This is a genomic window from Bacillus sp. ISL-75 (assembly GCF_018613095.1).
In genome coordinates, this window is sequence record NZ_JAGGQX010000045.1 from 16,476 (window position 1) to 34,761 (window position 18,286).

Here is an 18,286-nt window from a genome sequence, read left to right on the forward strand (position 1 = left end):
AAAAGAGCTCAAACTCTATCACTGGAATTTTGATCATACTTATCCCCCACTTTCTTGGAACATTACTTATTTGATTACATCTTATATTGTATATCTACAAATAAACATAGATGATATAATTAAAACATCTACTATTTTGCTATTTTTCTATTTTGTTAGAATAGAGGGAGCTTATGACGACGAACATATTTTTTTGCGGCTATTCCTTTCACACAAATGGATATCATTCACAACATAAATCCGGATACCCTTCGTATCTTTTCAGACTGCAAACAGAAGGTCTCTGCGAAGTAGTCGTGAAGGGGAGAAAAATGGAACTTGCGAAAGGTGACCTACTGCTCATTAAACCTGGGGATCACTATGAACTGCTTGTCAAAGAGGGGCAAAACAGTGGGGATTATCACTTAGTTTGTGAAGGCGCGTGGATGGACGAATGGTGGAGCCGTTCTGAAAAGCCGGATGTTTCCCGAATCGATTTGGATGAAAAGCTGTTGACCTTATGGCGCCAGATCATGATTGAAAAACGCCGTCCATCATCCAGCCAAAACGAAGAGCTCTCCGGCTATTTGCTGCGAGCGCTCTGTTTATCTCTGGAACGGGCTATCAGCGAAACTGGCCGATCCTTCAGTCACCCGTATACGGTGACACGGATGATGCGTTACATTGAGGAGCATGCCACGATCGCCTTTAAAGTGGAGGATGTGGCGCAGCATGCTGGGCTCAGCGTCTCAAGGTCCGTTCATCTATTCAAAAGCAGCGTTGGGAAAACGATGATGGAATACGCGCAGGCAATCCGCTTATCCTCGGCCATTGAGCGGATGAAATACACTACACTGACACTTGAACAGATTGCTGAAGACTGCGGCTTCGGAACTTATCCTTACTTTCATAAGGTATTTAAAAAGAAATACGGCGTTGCTCCTGGTGCGTACAGGCGGATAGAATACTAGATTAAATATTTTCCTATACATGTAATGTTTTAATAAAATTAGAAAAGCTAGAAATCACTGAGTTTCCCACTTCACATCAGTATTTCTAGCTTTTCTATTATTTGATACAATCCACATTTATATATCTAAAATAGGATTTTCCCGTCCATTACCCTATCAAAGTCTTTGATGACTTCGTTTGTCTCTGCTGATTTAAAAATCGTTTCCATCAATTGTAAGACACGCAAAACTTCCTCATTTTTGATGATTGGTTCTGCTTTTCCTTCAACTACAGAAATCACATTGTCATAAAAGCTTTCCATCGTCTTATCTACTTTCGGTAAATCCGATGTACTGACAGCTTTTTCAGACGGAGGTGCCATCGTTTTCGTCAACCCTTGCCCGGCTTTAATCGGTTTCGGAGCTTCTACCTCCACTCCCCGATTTTGTCTCACGATTTTACCGTTAATATCCCAATCATGGATGACTGCCGTTCCTGTTGTTCCTTTTGCGTACCACCGCGGCAGTTGAATGAAGTTTGTTGTTCCCACTTCCACTAAAGAGGTGGTGCCGTTTTCAAACGTGATAAACACTTGAAAACCATCGTCTACTTCGTTCCCTAAAATATAACTTAAATTGGCATAGACACTCGTAATCTTACTGTCGATCATAAATAGAAGTTGATCTAATAAATGGACACCCCAGTCCAGCAGCATCCCCCCGCCATAAGCCTTCTGATGGCGCCAGTCTCCCGGAATCCCGTTTGCTCCTTGTACCCGTGATTCAATATGAAAGACATCTCCGATAATCAGTTCATCGTATACTTTTTTTATCGTTAGAAAGTCTTCATCCCATCTGCGGTTTTGGTGCACAATAAACGCTCTATCATTCATTTTTGCAGCCTGCATAATTTCGATTAACTCTTCACTGTATATAGTGACCGGCTTTTCACAAATTACATGCTTTTTGGCGTTTAAGGCTGCGACTGCGATTTCTTTATGCACATCGTTAGGAGTGGCGATAAGAACAAAATCAACAGAATCGTCGGTTAAAACAGCAGTTAAACTTTCATATACCTTGTATCCATCAGCCAAGGAAGCGGCTCTTCTTTCCTCCAGAATATCATAGGTTCCAACGACATTTATGTTTTGGTTTTCTTTGAGCAGCTTTCCATGATAGCTTCCCATACCACCGTAACCAACTATAACTAAATGATAGTTTCTATTCGTCATTTTTATATCTCCTTTTTTTGCCATCATTTTCTCTATAGGCTTTCTTTAATTCTCACTTCTGCTTTTTCAAAACATTACTTATTTGATTACATCTTATATCTTGGATATGCAAATAAACATAGATAATATAATTGAAATATCTATTATTTTGCTATTTTTCATTCTTCCTTCAAAGTTCAATTAACGTGTTAAATGACCTTTCGCCCATTTTTCGCAAGAATAAGGAAAAGCACTCGGTGCAAATCACATCGAATGCTTCGAATCGCTTATAGGAATTTGGTGACTGCATGATTGACGTTCAACCAATTTATGAGGAATGATAATGCGCTTGGTTGGTTCTGTCCGATCTTCGATTAGTTGAATCAAACTCCTCGATGCTTGATATCCAAGCTCAAAAATATGAATATCCACTGAAGTTAACGGTGGTTTGGACATTTCTGCTAAGAGGACGTTATTAAAACTAACGACTGAGATTTCTTCCGGAACCCTGATTCCCAGCTCATCTAATGTACTAAGAACACCTAGTGCCATTAAGTCATCCACCACTACGAGTGAAGTTGGGCGTTGCTCAAGTGCCATTAACTCACTCACCGCCTCTTGACCGCCTTCCCTTAGGAATTCCTCATGAAGGATATATTCATTTTTTATAGGAATGTTTGCCTTTTTTAAAGCCTGCCTATACCCATTCAAACGGTCAACCGTAACCATTAGTTCTGGGTTCCCTCCAATAAAAGCAATTTTCCGATGGCCATGGTCTATTAAGTATTCAGTAGCTTCTCTCATGGCACGAACATTATCATTATCAACATGTGTGATTTCTTCTGCATCTTTAGAAGGTTTTCCAATAACAACAAAAGGAAAATCCCTTTCTCTTAAGTACGAAATGACTTTATCCTCCACCTTGGAGTTAAGAAGAATCATGCCATCTACTCTTTTCCCTTGTACCATATTAATAACTGCTTCAAGTGTTTCCTTTTCTAATTTCCCTGTTGTCATTTGCAAAGCATATTTTTTTTCACGGGCCCCCTCACTTATTCCCTGTAAAATAGAAGGGAAAAACGGATTCTGAAAAACGACATCTCCAGAACTCGGCATGACAAGCCCTATTGTTTGGGTTGATTGACTGGCAAGACTTCTGGCATTTTGGTTAGGATGATACCCTAGCTGCTCCATTGCCTTTTTAACTTTTCGTTTCGTCGCTTCACTTATTCGTGAATTATTGGCAATGACTCTTGAAACAGTGGATGGGGCGACATCTGCAAGCTTTGCCACATCCTTAATGGTAACAGCCATTTCTTCTCCCCTCTCATTCGAAGTTAATTGATACTACTACTAATTTTAATATAATAGAAACGGTCATTTTTGCATATTCCATCGTCTTTACAGCACTTACATTTACGAAATCGGTTGCACAATCCTCCCTTTATTATAAAGGCTTTACAACCAGTTATACAGCTAAAAAAAGGACTTCCCGATTTTGGTAACGATGTATCAGAAAATTTAGATTTTTTCTAGTTTTCTATTGAATTGTGCTGAGAAAAAGATATAATAAATTTTGAAAGTGCTTGCGCAAACGTTTGCACAATAATGCAGTCCTCTAAGGATCTTACATACGGTTTTTTGTGCACTTTTATGCAAACGGTTTCCTAGATTAATAGAGTAAGGGAAGGGAGATTTTTCATGAAGAGAAAGCAGAGAAAATTGCTGTCGCTTGTTACCGTAGTTGGACTAATTCTTCAATTATTTTCTGGACTTGTGACAAGTCAAACAGCCAAAGCGGCAGAAACAACACCAAAGCAGGTTGTACTTGTTGGCAGTCTGCAGACAGTTTTAGGAAATTCAGGAGATTGGGATCCATCTTCTTCCAAAACGCAAATGGATTACCAAGGAAATGGTTTGTATAGCCTTACTGGCACACTGCCGGCAGGGACATATGAATACAAAATCGCCATTGGAGGAGGCTGGTCCGAAAATTACGGAGACGGCGGCGCGTCTGATGGAAACAACATTAAACTAACTCTGACCGAACAAAAAAAAGTCACCTTCTACTACAATGACAATACCCATGCCATTGCTGATAGTACCCATTACACACTTTTAAATGAGGACAAAAAGCCCCGCTTAGTAGGAACCATTCAACCTGCCATTCACGCAGGGACTGCATGGAGTCCGGCAGACTCAACAGCATTAATGGAGGACACCCATTTTGATAACGTCTATTCCTTTACTGCAAAGGTACCTAGAGGCAGCTACGAATACAAGATTGTATTGGGCAAGGAGTGGACGGAATCCTATCCTGGTTCAAATGAGAAGCTGAATGTACTCTCTGATACGACAATCACATTTTCCTATAACAACCAAACAAAAGAAGTTTATACAGATTATAAACCTATTGGATCTGATGGCATGATAGATAAGAATGCTCTTTATCATGATTCATGGGACCAAGTATACCGGACGCCGTTTGGGGCAATTCCAGCAGGGAAACCTGTCACCTTCCGGGTATCGGCTAAAAAGGGTGACCTGACCAGAGCCAGCCTGTATGTGAAAAACTATAATACAGGCACAACAAAGGTTCTTTCGATGAAGAATACAGGCTGGTCAGACACAAAAGACAAAGGGGCCATTGAGTTCTGGGAAGCCACCTTTACACCGTCTGACAAAGGAGTTCACGGCTATAAATTCATTGCCGGGGATCAGGATACAACAGTGGAATACGGAGAAGACACACAGGAAGGGCATACCGGTAAAGCGGAGGATAAAAATGCAGGACTCTTCCAATTGACCGTTTTCGACCCGGGCTATCAAACACCGGATTGGATGAAGGAAGCTGTTGTTTATCAAATATATCCGGACCGTTTTTATAACGGCAACAAAGCAAATGACCATGTAAAGGATCAGATTGGAGCCCGAGGCAGCCAGCCAATCGAACATCCCGACTCCTGGTCTTCCTTGCCGGATAATCCATATGAACAAGGCACTGGCTCCTACACAGGGGACGGAGAATTTACAAACGACTTCTTTGGCGGCGACATTGCTGGTATTAAGGCGAAGCTTGATTACCTTCAATCACTTGGCGTCAATACCCTATATTTAAACCCAATTGCACTTGCACCGTCCAACCATAAATATGATGCAACAGACTATAAACAGGTGGATCCGATGTTTGGCTCGGAAAAAGAATTCGAGGATTTCGCCAAGGAATTGTCTAAACGGAACATGCACCTGATTTTGGACGGGGTATTTAATCATGTGGCTGATGATTCCATCTATTTTGACCGCTACCACAAATATAAAACAGTGGGTGCCTATGAATACTGGTCTCGTATTTACGATTTAATGAATAACGAAAAATTGTCTGAAACTGCAGCTAAGGATAAGGCCAAACAGCAACTTCTTGCTGAAGGACAAACCTTTAGCCCATACGGCTTTGAAAGCTGGTTCCATATTGAAAATGTTAAAGTTCCAAATGAAAAAGTCAACGGTGTTTCGACGGGTGAGCATTATAAGTATGAAGGCTGGTGGGGATACGACAGTCTTCCTGTATTCGAATCCGTTAACGGCACAAAGGTTGACCATCCAAGTGAACTTAACAACACAGCAATGGCAAATTATATTTTTTATGACAAGGACTCAGTAGGAAAAACTTGGATTGATCGAGGTTCATCTGGCTGGCGCCTGGATGTAGCTAATGAAGTGGACAGTTCCTTCTGGCAGGAATTCCGCAAGCAAATGAAGTCCAAGACTATGATAGGAGCCGGAAAAACACTTCAAAAAGAAGAAGAGCCACTTATTCTAGGTGAAATTTGGGATGATGCATCCAAGTACTTCTTAGGGGATCAATATGACTCAGTCATGAACTATCGTTTCCGCGGAGCCATTTTGGATTACTTAAAGAACGGTAATGCCGCTAATGCACAAAACACCCTTCTCGCTATACAGGAGGACTATCCAAAGGAAGCTTTTTATGCCCTCATGAACCTGATGGGATCCCATGATACAGCTCGGGCAATCTTCCTTTTAGGCAATGGAACGGATACGTATTTCAGAGCGGAACAAGATCCGAACTACAAATACGATGAAGGTGTGAAGCGATTGAAGCTGGCTTCTATCCTGCAAATGGGTTACCCTGGAGCACCAACCATTTATTACGGAGATGAAGCGGGTCAAACAGGATCCAAAGACCCAGATGACCGACGCACCTATCCGTGGGGGAACGAAAACAAAGACCTCATTGCACACTATCAAAAGATTGGTCAAATCCGCAAGGAAAATGCTGACCTATTCGCTCACGGCGATCTGCACCATTTATTCGCAAAGGGTGATGTGTTAGCCTATGTCCGGACAAAAGAAACAAAATCTGGCCTTGTCATTATTAACAGAGGGAAAACCACACAAACGGTTGATATCGATACAAAAGTGCTGCTCGCGAATGGTCTTCGTTTTGTGGACCAATTGGACCCTAAATATCTGACTACAACGAAGGATGGCAAGCTGTCATTAACAGTTCCAGCAGAGTCCGGAAGAATGTTAATAACGGTTAATGATGTTAAACAACCACAGCCTGTTAAAGAAGTTACCGGCACAGCTGGTTCTAAGGAGGTTACTTTAAGCTGGACAGGAACAGGGACAGGTACAAAATACAATGTCTATCAATCTACAGTTTCAGGTGGATTATGGACAAAAGTGAAGGAAACTACAGGTACTTCTGTGAACATTTCCGATTTAAATAATGGTCGTACCTACTATTTTACTGTGACGGCCTTGAATGAAAGTGGTAATGAATCTGTACCTGCTGCCTCATCCGGCCTTGTGCCTCATTACGATGCTGCAAAGGCTAGTATTAAGGACCTGACTACTTTAGACAACGGGGAACTGAATCTGGCACAGACCACCAATGTTAAAGCAGCTTTTTACCTTCCAGGTGCGACAGAAACTGGTGCAGCAGAAGGAATCACGGCCGATCTCCAAGTAAGAATGAAAGGCCAAACCGCTTGGACATCTTACCAAGCCTTGTATAATGGCCAAGCTCAGGGAGACCAGGCAAATGAGTTTCAGGGAAGCTTTACAGCGTATGAGGCGGGCAAATATGAATACCGAATAGCCTTTACGCCGGATTTAGGGAATACATGGGTTTACTCAATTACTGGTGAAGTGACCTTTTCACACAGCACGTCTGATACTACCCCGCCTGCTAATGATGTTACTTTGGACACTCCGATCAAGGAATCTGGTCAGGTCAACTTGAACTGGAAACTCACGCAGCCGGATCAGCCATTTAAAACGGTCATTTACCGTGACGGCCAAATTCTTTCAACATTGGACGGCAGCGCCGCCACCTTCCGTGATTATCAGGTGGCAAATGGAACTGCCTACCAATATCAAGTGCGTGTCTATGACCAGGCTGGGAACTATGTGGAATCCAACAAGGTAAGTGTAACCCCTGAAATAGTTATGGTACAAGTAACCTTTAAGGTTCATGCACCGGATTATACACCTTTAGCAGCGCAGGTCAATATACCAGGCAGCTTGAATGGTTGGAATACTAGTGCCTGGACTATGAGCCGTAATGGCGCTGTGACGCCTGATTGGGAATACACAGTGGAGCTTGAAGAAGGAACTGAGCTTACGTATAAATATACGAGGGACAATACTTGGGATCATGAAGGGTTAGCAGATCATACGCCATCCGATCATTCGGATGACGATATCAGTAACTACGGCTATGGTGCCGCAGGAACCGATATGAAAATTGTGGTCACCAACCAAGGGAACAACAAAATGGTTGTACAGGATACCATTCTGCGCTGGATTGATATGCCGCTGGCAGTCAGCCAAATCGATGTCAATGGATCAACTATGACTATAAAGGGGAATGCAATTAAGGGAGCTGACCTCACTATCAATGGGGAAAAAATGACAGTCGGAAATGATATGAATTTCACTCAATCCTTTACCCTTCAAGCAGGTCAGACACAAGTACCTGTTCACATTGAACCAAATGATACAACCAAGTCCACCATCTTTAAAGGGGACGGCGGTTCCATCACCAAGAATACAAAGAATTATGTAATCGATGTCAATACAAAAACGATTAGCGAGACCAAATAAGTTGGAATCGAAAAGGTTTGCCATGATTATGGCAGACCTTTTTTGCCGAAAGTTAAGAAAAGCGACTTGGTATTGACATCAGCTTTCACATCTGTTGTTTCCGCATAACAGCTCGATTATAGAATCTTTGAATATGCATGGAAATATACATTAACTCTGCATCAGGATATTTTACACGGTATTTCCCCTCCACAAATTGGCCAACTTCTTTTGCACAGGAAAATGCTTCTTTAAAATTTTCCTTGATCATCGAAGCCATTTTTTGATCATAATCATGGTTCGTCCCATTTGATAATAGACTTTTGAACGAAAATCGCAAATGGGAAATTAATCGTTCATATGACATCGTATCTTCCACAATATTTATATTTAAGCAACTTTCAATTATTCTTGTAATTTCTTGAATAGTCGTAGTGATATCAATCGTTTCCTGCATATCTCCTGCATTCATCCTAGCTGTATGGATATGCATTGCAATATTACCAACTTCGTCTTCAGGAATTTCTACTCCTAAGTTTTCTTTGATTAACGCCCTTGCCCAAAGTCCTATTTGAAACTCCTTTACATAAAGAATTTTAATTTGATCAAGTAGCGCATTTTTAATGGAAATGCCATTTGTTAATCGTTCAATTGCAAATGATAAGTGATCACAAAAAGCGACATGGATATGCTCGTTTATCATGACACCCAATTCCTTTTCTGCATAAGTGATGATCTCTTCTGCGATTTTTATATGTTCTTCCGGTAATAATTGTAATATTTCTTCGAATTTTTTATGCTCATTTGAATCCTTTATGACAAAAACTTTATCAATTTTAGCTTGATTCACCAGATCATTCTTTCTTTTCTGGAATCCTATTCCTTCTCCCATCACGATCTTTTCTCCGTCTATGTCTTTCACTACAACCGCACTATTATTTAAGATTTTATTAATTCTCATATCTTTCACCTTCCTCTTTTGCTCTTGCATTAACTGTGATTTTAATCTTGACTACAATATTAGGTTTGCAATACCCGTCATTTGATTCGGCTTCATTTCATCGTGTCCTGCTGTGTAAAATAGAACGGGTCCCCCCTTTTCGTCATATGTGGCACTTCCGGACCAAACGCCATCCCTGGCTGCTGTTCCCTCTGTTGGACTTAAAGCAATAGGACTATCTTCCCAATGAATCATGTCTTTACTTGTAGCATGTCCCCAATGAATCTGATACCAAAAAGGACCAGCTGGATTAAACTGATAAAATAAATGGTATTTTCCGTTATAGTAAATCGGTGCATGTGGTTCATTCATCCAATGCTGTGGAGCAGTAAAATGATAATTAGGACGATAGCGGTCTCCTTTATAAACCGTTCGATCAAATGAAGTATCCGGTATCGGCAGTTTATTGTTCCAGCCGTTAATGGCTTCTTCATAGTGTCGTTTAATTGATTCATTACTGAATGCTTTGTTGTATAGGGAAACATTGTCCATTAATCCATTAAACATATTAACTTGGAAAACCTCAGACACAGCGACTGCCTGATTATGTTTTCCAACAAGTAACGGCGTATGAGCTGCTGGTGTAAACTCACTATTCGGAGGCACTGCTTTTTCTTGAATGAGTACACCGTTTAAATAAAGTGAGACTTTAGTTGTTTCTTTATCAAATTGTGCAACAACATGAGACCATTGATCTTTCGGCAAAATTTTCCCTTCTGGCGACCAAATTTCCTGCCATTCCCCGTTTATGGCAAGCTGAAACGTGATATATCCATGCCGTCCCATTCATAGGCTCTCGGGGCAACCCATGCTTCAATGGAAAAAGACCCAGCTGGGTTATGAACCTTTTCTGAAGGGATTTCCAGCCAATTAGAATATCCATCAAATAATAATGCTTTACCACTAATGCCGGTTTTCCATTCCGGACCCGATTTTAACGCATAATGAAGAACTGACGATACGGATTGAGCATGATCACGAGTTATGTTTCCGGACCCTTCATCAAATCCCCACTGATGGAGAGCACGATTACTAAGCACCAGGTCTAAAGGTTGATCCTTCTTATGATTGATATTGGTTGTTTCTAATCTGGTGTTCACCTGTTTTTTAATTAAAACTCCTGTAATCGTCAGAAAGCATACTGCTAAAACAAGCAGCCCCAGCCAGATAGTCTTCTTCTTTTTCATTTTAAAAACTCCTTATCTAGTACAGTGTATTCAACCTTAATAACAAAAAAAGACCTAAAATGGGTAAGGACATATACACAAGGTATATTCTATCCTTCTCTCATTTTAGGTCTTGCCTGCTAACCAGTCGCAATCCTGCAATATTGAATTTCACATGATTATTCTAGGTTATTTGATTCTATCTATCAAGGTAAGATTTTACCTTTTTATGGCCACAGGTACATTTACATCATCAATATTAATATGTCCCCATCCGCCAGTTTCATAGTCTACAACTTTGATGTATAACTCTTCTCCTATATAATCCGAAGCATCCCAGTTAACTCTTCGGTAGGCTTCCCAGTTGCCACCCGTTTCCTTCATTAACTCTTTGCCGTCTGAAGCTCGTACCAGTGCTAGATAAAGTCTATCGATATTAGCTCCTCCGCCAATTAAGAAATCGATTTTTCCGTTTCCGCCCAACACAAAGTTCTCAGACTTTAAGACTCCTGTCAATGAATCTCCTCCTTTTTCGCCATTAAACCCCCATAGATGGTATCGTTCCGGGTCGATTCGGTCTGAGGCTTGGTTAAACGGTCCTCCCCATCCCCAATCGTTTGCCTTGGATACGTGTTCATTACTAAAAGCTTTCCCTTCTACAACAGTCCATCCTGTTAAATCACCTGATTGGAAATCATGATTTGGCAATTCTGTACTTTCTGGAATTGGATCTCCGCCGCCATTCGATTCAGGCCAATAGGCAGGAACCGTTTCCCCGTATGCGGAACCCATTTCCCATACCTTCATCGATACCACTTTCGCCTTTCCGCCACTACTCCATAACTCAAGGCCCAGTGCATCTGAAAGGGTTGGATATACACGTGATGTGATGCTTTTTTCACCATTTGCATAAGCCTCAATCATTGACCGGTCCAGATAAATATGAAGCTTGAGATTTTCTTTACCAATCTTAAGCTCTCCGCCCTGTATTCCTTTTTGGATATCCGGATCGAGACTGGATTTGTTTCGATCAATGTTTAGTGATTGTTTTTCAACATCAAAGAATAGTAATGTTTCTTCCTCGCCATTTGCTGACTTTCTAGCTTTTAGACCTACTTGTTTTGCAGAGGCTGGATTGATTTCCAGTTGAATTTCCAACTGATCACCCTTAACATTCTTTACTAATTCATTGGTTTTATCTGTATTCTCATTCTTTATTGAAACTAGTTCCTTTTTCCTTAAGGAATTTAATTCAGTAATTGGTTTAATTCCCAAACCGCCTTCTGAGTTTAATGAAAGCTCAAGCGGCAGCCCTGCATTGTGAGCCCAGCCAGCATCGTAATGCTGCTGCTCCGTCCTTCGGTCCTGGGCAATACTAAACAGAATCGAACGTCCTTTTCCATCCACCATCCCGCTTGGTCCTGTAAAGTGTTCACCGTAATCAAATTGTTTTGGGTCTTTGTGGTCAGGAACAAACTCTAATTTTTCTTTATCCCATGATCCAATCCAATACCAAACATATTTTACATTGTGTGGACTGTACCCATCAAACCAAGGGTTGAAAAAGAAGACATATTTTTCAATACCTTTTGCATCTTTTCCTAATGGCAGGAATACTGGCAATTCCCACACTTGGCCTGTTTTCGGGTTTTGCTTATAATTGCCAACAATCAGCGGCTTTTTGTATTCCCAATCTTTTAGGTTCTTAGAGGTATAAAGAAGCGCTGTCCCCCCTGCGCCTTTAATACCTGAACCAACAAGCTGGTACCATGTATCTCCATCTTTCCAAACATACGGATCACGGAATTGACCGTACCATACCTCCCCTTCTTTTGCCGGCAGGTTTGGTGCTTGAACCGTAACTGGTTTCTCGTACATAGACCATTCTTTCAAATCCGGGTCCCCGGGATCTTTACTCGTTGCAAGACCCGTCATTTGATTAGAAACCTTTTTATCATCACCTGCTGTAAAAAATAATACCGGATTCCCATTGGCATCAACAGTTGATCCACCTGACCAAACACCATCAGGCGCAACGGAGTTCCCATCAGGAGCAAGTGCTATCGGTGCATCTTTCCAATGAACCATATCCTCACTTACAGAATGCCCCCAATGAATTTGATGCCAATATGGGCCTTGGGGATTATTTTGATAGAATAGATGATATTTCCCATTATAGTAGAACGGTGCATGAGGCTCGTTCATCCAATGCTCCGGTGCAATAAAATGATATTGCGGCCGGTACCGGTCGCCATCATATCTGCTCCGATCTGGTGCCAAATCAGGTATTGGAAGTTTATGATTCTCAAAACTACTTAAATACGAATCATAATTTTCTTTAATTTTTTCCCCTGATAGCGAAAGGTTATGCATTTTTAATTCGTCTATCATTCCATTAAACATATTGGCAGTGAAAGCTCCATTAATCAGAGCAGCGCTATTATGTTTTCCGATTAATAAGTCATTTGATGATGGTGTGATGGTTCCTTTTGGTGTGGCCGTCTCTCCGACTAATTCACCATTTAAATAAAGCTTCATTTTTTGTTCAGCCTTATCAAAGGTGGCAACAATATACGACCATTTATTTTTTTCAAGAGGTTTGTTTTCGGCAGCCCAAACTTCCTTCCATTCCCCGTTAATACTTGCCTGAAACGACCATTTCCCGTGCCGTCCCAAGCCAAGGATATAACCTTCGCTTGCCGTTTTATTGTGTTGATTGACGATCGCTGATAATTGGCCGAGATCGCCCCATTCGTAAGATCTTGGAGCAACCCAAGCTTCTATCGTGAGAGCATCCGTCGGCTTAATCACCTGGTCAGAAGGCCTCGTAATCCAAGTGGAATATCCGTCGAACAATAAAGCCTTGTTGCGGATTCCATCCCTCCATAAAGGATCTGTCGATGGCTTGTATAAAGCCTTGGTAAACACATAGGAAATAGGATCTTTCGTTCCTCTTACGATGTCTTTTGTTTTGGTCCCACTGCCTTCATCCAACGGCCAGTTGGCTATAATGCCAGTATTTTTCACATGAAAGTCATCTACATTAATATGGCCCCATCCTTCTTTTGACTGGTCCACCACTTTGATGTAGACTTTTTCCCCCAGGTAATTGGCTGCATCCCACTTGACCCGAGTATAAGCTTCGCTGTCCTTCCAATTGGTATTCGTCGCTTTGAGAAGTTCTTTATCATCGGAGGCTCTAACTAAGGCCACATATAATTTGTCTATGTCATTACCGCCGCCGATTAGGAAATTAATTTCACCAGTACCTGCCAGGGTAAAGTTTGATGATTTTAAAATTCCAGTTTGTCCGTCTCCACCATCTTTAGCTCCCCATAGATGGTATTGGTTATGGTGATTAAACGGTCCGCCCCAACCCCAATCCTTATCAGCTGTAACATCCTGATTGCTGAAGGCATCGCCTTCCACAATTGTCCATCCTGTTAAATCACCAGTCTCAAAATCTGGATTTTGGATAACATCGGTATTCACCGGGTCATTATTAAAAACATGAAAATCATCGACATTGATGTGCCCGAATCCGCCAGAATGATAGTCAACTACTTTGATATACATTGCTTCCCCGATATATTCCGATGCATCCCAACTGACTCTTCGGTAGGCTTCTGTGTTGGATCCCGTTGCTTTAAAAAGCTCTTTTCCATCTGAAGCACGAACCAAGGCAACATATAGTTTCGTAATATCCTGGCCCCCGCCAACAAGGAAATCAATCTTTCCATTCCCGCCAAGTTTGAAGACCGATGATTTCATTACACCTGTACGGAAATCAGAGTTTGCATCATTCGCTGCCCCGGCAAATCCCCAAACATGGTACGTTCCTTGCTGCTGAAAAGGACCGCCCCAAAAACTAGTAACATTTGATACTGGACGATCAAATGCTGAGCCTGCCTCTGTCCATCCTGATAGATTGCCAGTCTCAAAATCTGGATTTTCAATCTCATTTGGCAGACTGACTCCATCAACGGCCACTTGATCTATTTTTGAAACAAAGGTTGCGCTGTCCAAATCATATACCTTTAATGATTTTAGGGATACTTCTCCACCGGTTGTGTAAAGTGCAAGAGATTGATTTTTAGGATCAGGGAAGAATTGATCCGTCATCACAACACGACCGTCTTGACCAAATACTTCAACAGATGCCTTGTCAACAATCAGATGGAGTTTAACGGTTTGATTACTGGCATTTAACGGTGCTTCATGTTTTGCAGCAAAATTGCCATTGAAACTTGATTCACCAGCATTGGAACGGTCAACAAACAATTTTTTATTGCCAATATCGTAACCAATCTTTGTTTCCCCGCTATCTCCCTTTCGAACTTTAAAACCAAACTCCGTTGCTGTCGCTGATTTCAAATCAAATTCAGCCATAATCTCAAAGGTATCTCCTGATACGTTCGAAAGCAGATTTTCTCCCGGAGTTAGCACTTTATTTTCAAATACCTGTGGCGTTCCCCTCAGACTTTCTAACTCTTTTACAGGTTTCTGTGTAAGACGAATTCCTTCCCCATCAACCGTTGATAAGCCAAGTTCACGCGGAATCGACATCGATCCCCTGAATGATGATGTAGGAATGTCCTGACCATATTTCCAATTATTCATCCACCCGAGCAATAAGCGGCGTCCATCAGAAACATCACTCCATGTAACAGCTGCATAAAAATCAGCACCATAATCGGCCGAGAGAACTTTACTCGGGTCATTGGCATTGGTAAAATTTTTCCCATCAAAATCACCGATAAAATATTGCATCCCCGAACCGCCTGAAGGAGCACCTTCACTGATACTGACAGCTAATACCCACTTTTTCTTAGTTGGATCCCCATCAACCGGAAGGGCAAATAAATCCGGGCATTCCCATGTTCCCGTATGGGAGCCGTCATTGTTGCCAAATTCACTTACCTTCGTCCAACTTTTCAGATCCGGTGAGTTATAAAAATAAACACGATCACCAGCTGAAATGACCATAATCCACTTTTTTGTTTCATCATGCCAAAATACCTTTGGGTCCCGGAAAACATCAATCCCCTCTGGCATAGGGATAATCGGATTGCCATCATACTTCGTCCAAGTACGGCCCTTATCGTTGCTGTAAGCTAAACTTTGAACTTGATGACCGCCTTTTTCCTGAGTAAATACAGCAACCATCGGCGGTTTAGAGTCTTTTCCGAACCCAGTCGTATTGTTCCAATCCACAACTGCACTCCCTGACCAGATAAAACCTGTTTCATCTGGATAAAGAGCGATCGGCAGGTATTCCCAATTGACCAAGTCTTTACTTACCGCATGTCCCCAATACATCGGTCCCCACTTTGATTCAGTAGGATTATGCTGATAAAACAGATGATACTCCCCATCGTAATACACCATACCGTTTGGGTCATTCATCCAGTTTTTTTCCGGAGAAAAGTGGAATTTGGATCGAAAAGGTTCATTTTCTCCGCCAACAGATGAAACCGTTGTTTCACCAGTTTCAGCTTTACTGGAGATTGTTGGCATAAACATCGAAATCATTAAAGAAAAAATGACCACAATCGATATTCCTTTATTTTTCAATTTTTGCTTCAACCCTGTTCCCCTCCAACATTTATTTGTCTTTTATATTCAAACAATAAGAATGCGCTTACATAACAACTTAAAAGAATGGATGCTAGCAGTAAAAAGCACCCATTTGTGATACATATTCCCCTTCAGTTCGTTCCCTTCATGTATAGCAACTGGTTAAACCATAGTTGGCATAAATAGTAAACCGCATAGGCTGCATAACTGCCGATGATGAAAATCGTAACGGGATATAAATAGAACAGAGAAGTCCCCGCCCCAACAATAATTAATAAAAGAATCGTTAAGACCGGGTTCATAAGGGAAAAGAGAAAGGCATTTCGAATAACGTGCTTAAAGCTTAGTTCAAAATGGACCATAATCGGAAATAGATAAATGGAGATCGAACTAAACAACAAAATGCCAATGACTAAGATGATATACAGAATGAGGTGACCAACAGAACTGCTTGGATCTATAAGCCTATAATCAAAATATAAGAAACAGGCAAGTACCGACCACATAATCGAGATAATAAAGCTTTGTTTGAAATTTCCTTTAAAAATTTTTAAAAAGCTTTTTAAAATACTTTCTGTTTCCTTTTGTAAAATTCGTTTGCGGATAACGCCAAACATGGCTGCTGTTGCAGGAAAAAAGGTTATTAAGGGGAGCGAAGTAATGACCCATAGTAAATTTAAAAGAAATAAATCTACCATTGTATTCAAGGTATTAAATAATCTGTTGTTTAAACCGTTCATTAATTTCATTCCCCCTATTACCTTTTCACTACATTATCGCCAAGTAGATTTTAACGAATAAAGCTCTAACGAGTGTAACTTAATTTCTCCATTTTTTACATAGAGCTCCAATTGCTTATTTTCTTGATTTGGGAAGATCAAGTCCGTTATGACGGACTTTCCATTATTTCCAAACAATTCTACAGACGACTGGTCAACAAAAACATGTAGAGTGATCTTATTATTTTCTGGAAGTAGATAGCACTCATGTTTTCCTGCGAAGGCCTCATGGAAAGCAGCCTCTCCCGAATTAGTTCGATCTATAAATAATGTTTGGTTTTCTACATCAAATCCAATAATTGTTTCTTTATTGGCTCCCTTACAAACCTTGAACCCAAATTCCGTTGCGGTTCCAATTTCAAACTCGGCAATGATTTCGAATGTGTTACTATTCACATTTTCCAAAAGATTTTTACCGGGTACAACCACTTCGTTTTGAATTAATATTTTTTCATCACGAATACCTTGTAACTCACGAACCGGTTTTTGTACAAGCCGAATCCCTTCTTCGGTTTTCTTTAGCTCAAGTACTCTAGGAATCGTCATCGCACTTCGCCATTCTTTTGTAGGAGTAACATTTGCATATTGCCAGTTGCTCATCCAGCCAATATAAATCCTTCTTCCGTCTTCAGCTGGAACATCGGACCAGCTAACGCCCGCATAATTATCGCGTCCATGATCAATCCAAAGGGTCGTTTCTGGTTTGTAATTATTGAAAAATGTTTTACCATCAAAATCGCCAATAAAATATTGCGTTCTGGATCCTTCTTCATATTTTGGATCATTGCCAATGCTGACAAATAGCGCCCATTTTTTCTGATTGGAATCCCCATCAACAGGTAATTCAAAAAGGTCGGGACACTCCCAGACACCCTGATGTGAGCCATGTCCTTCTCCAAACTCACTGGCAAACTCCCATGAAGTTAAATTTTGGGAAGTATAAATTCTAACCGTTTGACCTGCGGCTAATACCATGACCCATTGGTTAGTTTCACGATGCCAGAACACTTTTGGATCACGAAAATCTGTTATACTTTCTTCTTGCAGAACAGGGTTCCCCTTATATTTTATCCATGTACGCCCATTGTCTTTGCTATAGGCAAGACTCTGCCTTTGTCGTGGACGATCAGAATCAGGGTATGTATCGGCATGGGTGAAAATTGCCACTAACCCTGATTTCCCTTCAAAGAAACCGCTAGTGTCGTTCCAATCTACGACTGCACTTCCGGAAAAAATCGTTCCATGCTCATCGGGAGCCAAACCAATCGGGAGGTGTTCCCAGTGAACAAGATCTTTACTTACCGCATGTCCCCAATGCATCGGACCCCATGTTGTTCCATTGGGATGATATTGATAAAATAAGTGATATTCCCCGTTATAAAACACCATCCCATTCGGGTCATTCATCCAGTTTCTCTCTGGCGAGAAGTGGTACTGCGGACGGTATTTTTCTGTAAAATATTGTTGTTTTTCCAGTACGTTGTTATTCATTTCTTACACTCTTCCTTTCTCA

Annotated in this window: 10 protein-coding genes; 2 read left to right on the forward strand and 8 right to left on the reverse strand. The window is 41.1% G+C overall.

Features of this window, described 5'->3' with window-relative positions:
• The first annotated feature begins 173 nt into the window (after positions 1-173).
• Positions 174-950, forward strand: a complete 777-nt coding sequence (locus J7E63_RS18415; protein ID WP_214715162.1) for an AraC family transcriptional regulator — start codon at positions 174-176, stop codon at positions 948-950.
• Positions 951-1,075: 125 nt separating this feature from the next.
• On the opposite strand, the gene J7E63_RS18420 is transcribed toward J7E63_RS18415, so the two are convergent.
• Both J7E63_RS18420 and J7E63_RS18425 read right to left on the reverse strand, forming a co-directional pair.
• On the reverse strand, positions 1,076-2,161 hold the full coding sequence (locus J7E63_RS18420) for a Gfo/Idh/MocA family protein (RefSeq protein WP_215014938.1): 1,086 nt from the start codon (positions 2,159-2,161) through the stop codon (positions 1,076-1,078).
• A 243-nt stretch (positions 2,162-2,404) separates the two neighbouring features.
• Positions 2,405-3,454 (reverse strand): LacI family DNA-binding transcriptional regulator, encoded by a 1,050-nt coding sequence (locus J7E63_RS18425; protein WP_215014939.1) that lies wholly within the window; start codon positions 3,452-3,454, stop codon positions 2,405-2,407.
• 387 nt (positions 3,455-3,841) lie between these two features.
• Here J7E63_RS18425 and J7E63_RS18430 point away from each other — a divergent pair, with 387 nt between their 5' ends.
• A complete protein-coding gene (locus J7E63_RS18430) occupies positions 3,842-8,272 on the forward strand; it encodes a pullulanase X25 domain-containing protein (protein WP_215014943.1) in 4,431 nt (1,476 codons plus the stop codon).
• Positions 8,273-8,357: 85 nt separating this feature from the next.
• On the opposite strand, the gene J7E63_RS18435 is transcribed toward J7E63_RS18430, so the two are convergent.
• From J7E63_RS18435 to J7E63_RS18465, 6 genes are all read right to left on the reverse strand, one after another.
• Positions 8,358-9,212 (reverse strand): PRD domain-containing protein, encoded by an 855-nt coding sequence (locus J7E63_RS18435; RefSeq protein ID WP_215014951.1) that lies wholly within the window; start codon positions 9,210-9,212, stop codon positions 8,358-8,360.
• Positions 9,213-9,263: 51 nt separating this feature from the next.
• Complete coding sequence (locus J7E63_RS18440) at positions 9,264-10,037, reverse strand: LamG-like jellyroll fold domain-containing protein (protein ID WP_215014953.1); 774 nt, start codon at positions 10,035-10,037, stop codon at positions 9,264-9,266.
• A complete protein-coding gene (locus J7E63_RS18445) occupies positions 9,998-10,438 on the reverse strand; it encodes a hypothetical protein (protein ID WP_215014956.1) in 441 nt (146 codons plus the stop codon). Before J7E63_RS18445 ends, J7E63_RS18440 begins: the two co-directional genes overlap by 40 nt.
• A 198-nt stretch (positions 10,439-10,636) precedes the next feature.
• Entirely contained in the window at positions 10,637-16,003 is a 5,367-nt protein-coding gene (locus J7E63_RS29725) for a GH32 C-terminal domain-containing protein (RefSeq protein WP_251033605.1), read from the reverse strand.
• Positions 16,004-16,125: 122 nt separating this feature from the next.
• The gene (locus J7E63_RS18460; protein ID WP_215014958.1) at positions 16,126-16,734 is read right to left on the reverse strand and encodes a YesL family protein; all 609 of its coding nucleotides are present in this window, start codon (positions 16,732-16,734) and stop codon (positions 16,126-16,128) included.
• A gap of 33 nt (positions 16,735-16,767) precedes the next feature.
• Complete coding sequence (locus J7E63_RS18465; protein ID WP_215014961.1) at positions 16,768-18,264, reverse strand: glycoside hydrolase family 32 protein; 1,497 nt, start codon at positions 18,262-18,264, stop codon at positions 16,768-16,770.
• Positions 18,265-18,286: the final 22 nt, after the last annotated feature.

Bases quoted from the DNA above. Each gene is read 5' to 3' on its own strand.
- J7E63_RS18420 (WP_215014938.1), bottom strand. From the start codon at position 2,161: ATGACGAATAGAAACTATCATTTAGTTATAGTTGGTTACGGTGGTATG.
- J7E63_RS18440 (WP_215014953.1), bottom strand. From the start codon at position 10,037: ATGGGACGGCATGGATATATCACGTTTCAGCTTGCCATAAACGGGGAA.
- J7E63_RS18415 (WP_214715162.1), top strand. From the start codon at position 174: ATGACGACGAACATATTTTTTTGCGGCTATTCCTTTCACACAAATGGA.
- J7E63_RS18435 (WP_215014951.1), bottom strand. From the start codon at position 9,212: ATGAGAATTAATAAAATCTTAAATAATAGTGCGGTTGTAGTGAAAGAC.
- J7E63_RS18445 (WP_215014956.1), bottom strand. From the start codon at position 10,438: ATGAAAAAGAAGAAGACTATCTGGCTGGGGCTGCTTGTTTTAGCAGTA.
- J7E63_RS18425 (WP_215014939.1), bottom strand. From the start codon at position 3,454: ATGGCTGTTACCATTAAGGATGTGGCAAAGCTTGCAGATGTCGCCCCA.
- J7E63_RS18460 (WP_215014958.1), bottom strand. From the start codon at position 16,734: ATGAACGGTTTAAACAACAGATTATTTAATACCTTGAATACAATGGTA.
- J7E63_RS18465 (WP_215014961.1), bottom strand. From the start codon at position 18,264: ATGAATAACAACGTACTGGAAAAACAACAATATTTTACAGAAAAATAC.
- J7E63_RS18430 (WP_215014943.1), top strand. From the start codon at position 3,842: ATGAAGAGAAAGCAGAGAAAATTGCTGTCGCTTGTTACCGTAGTTGGA.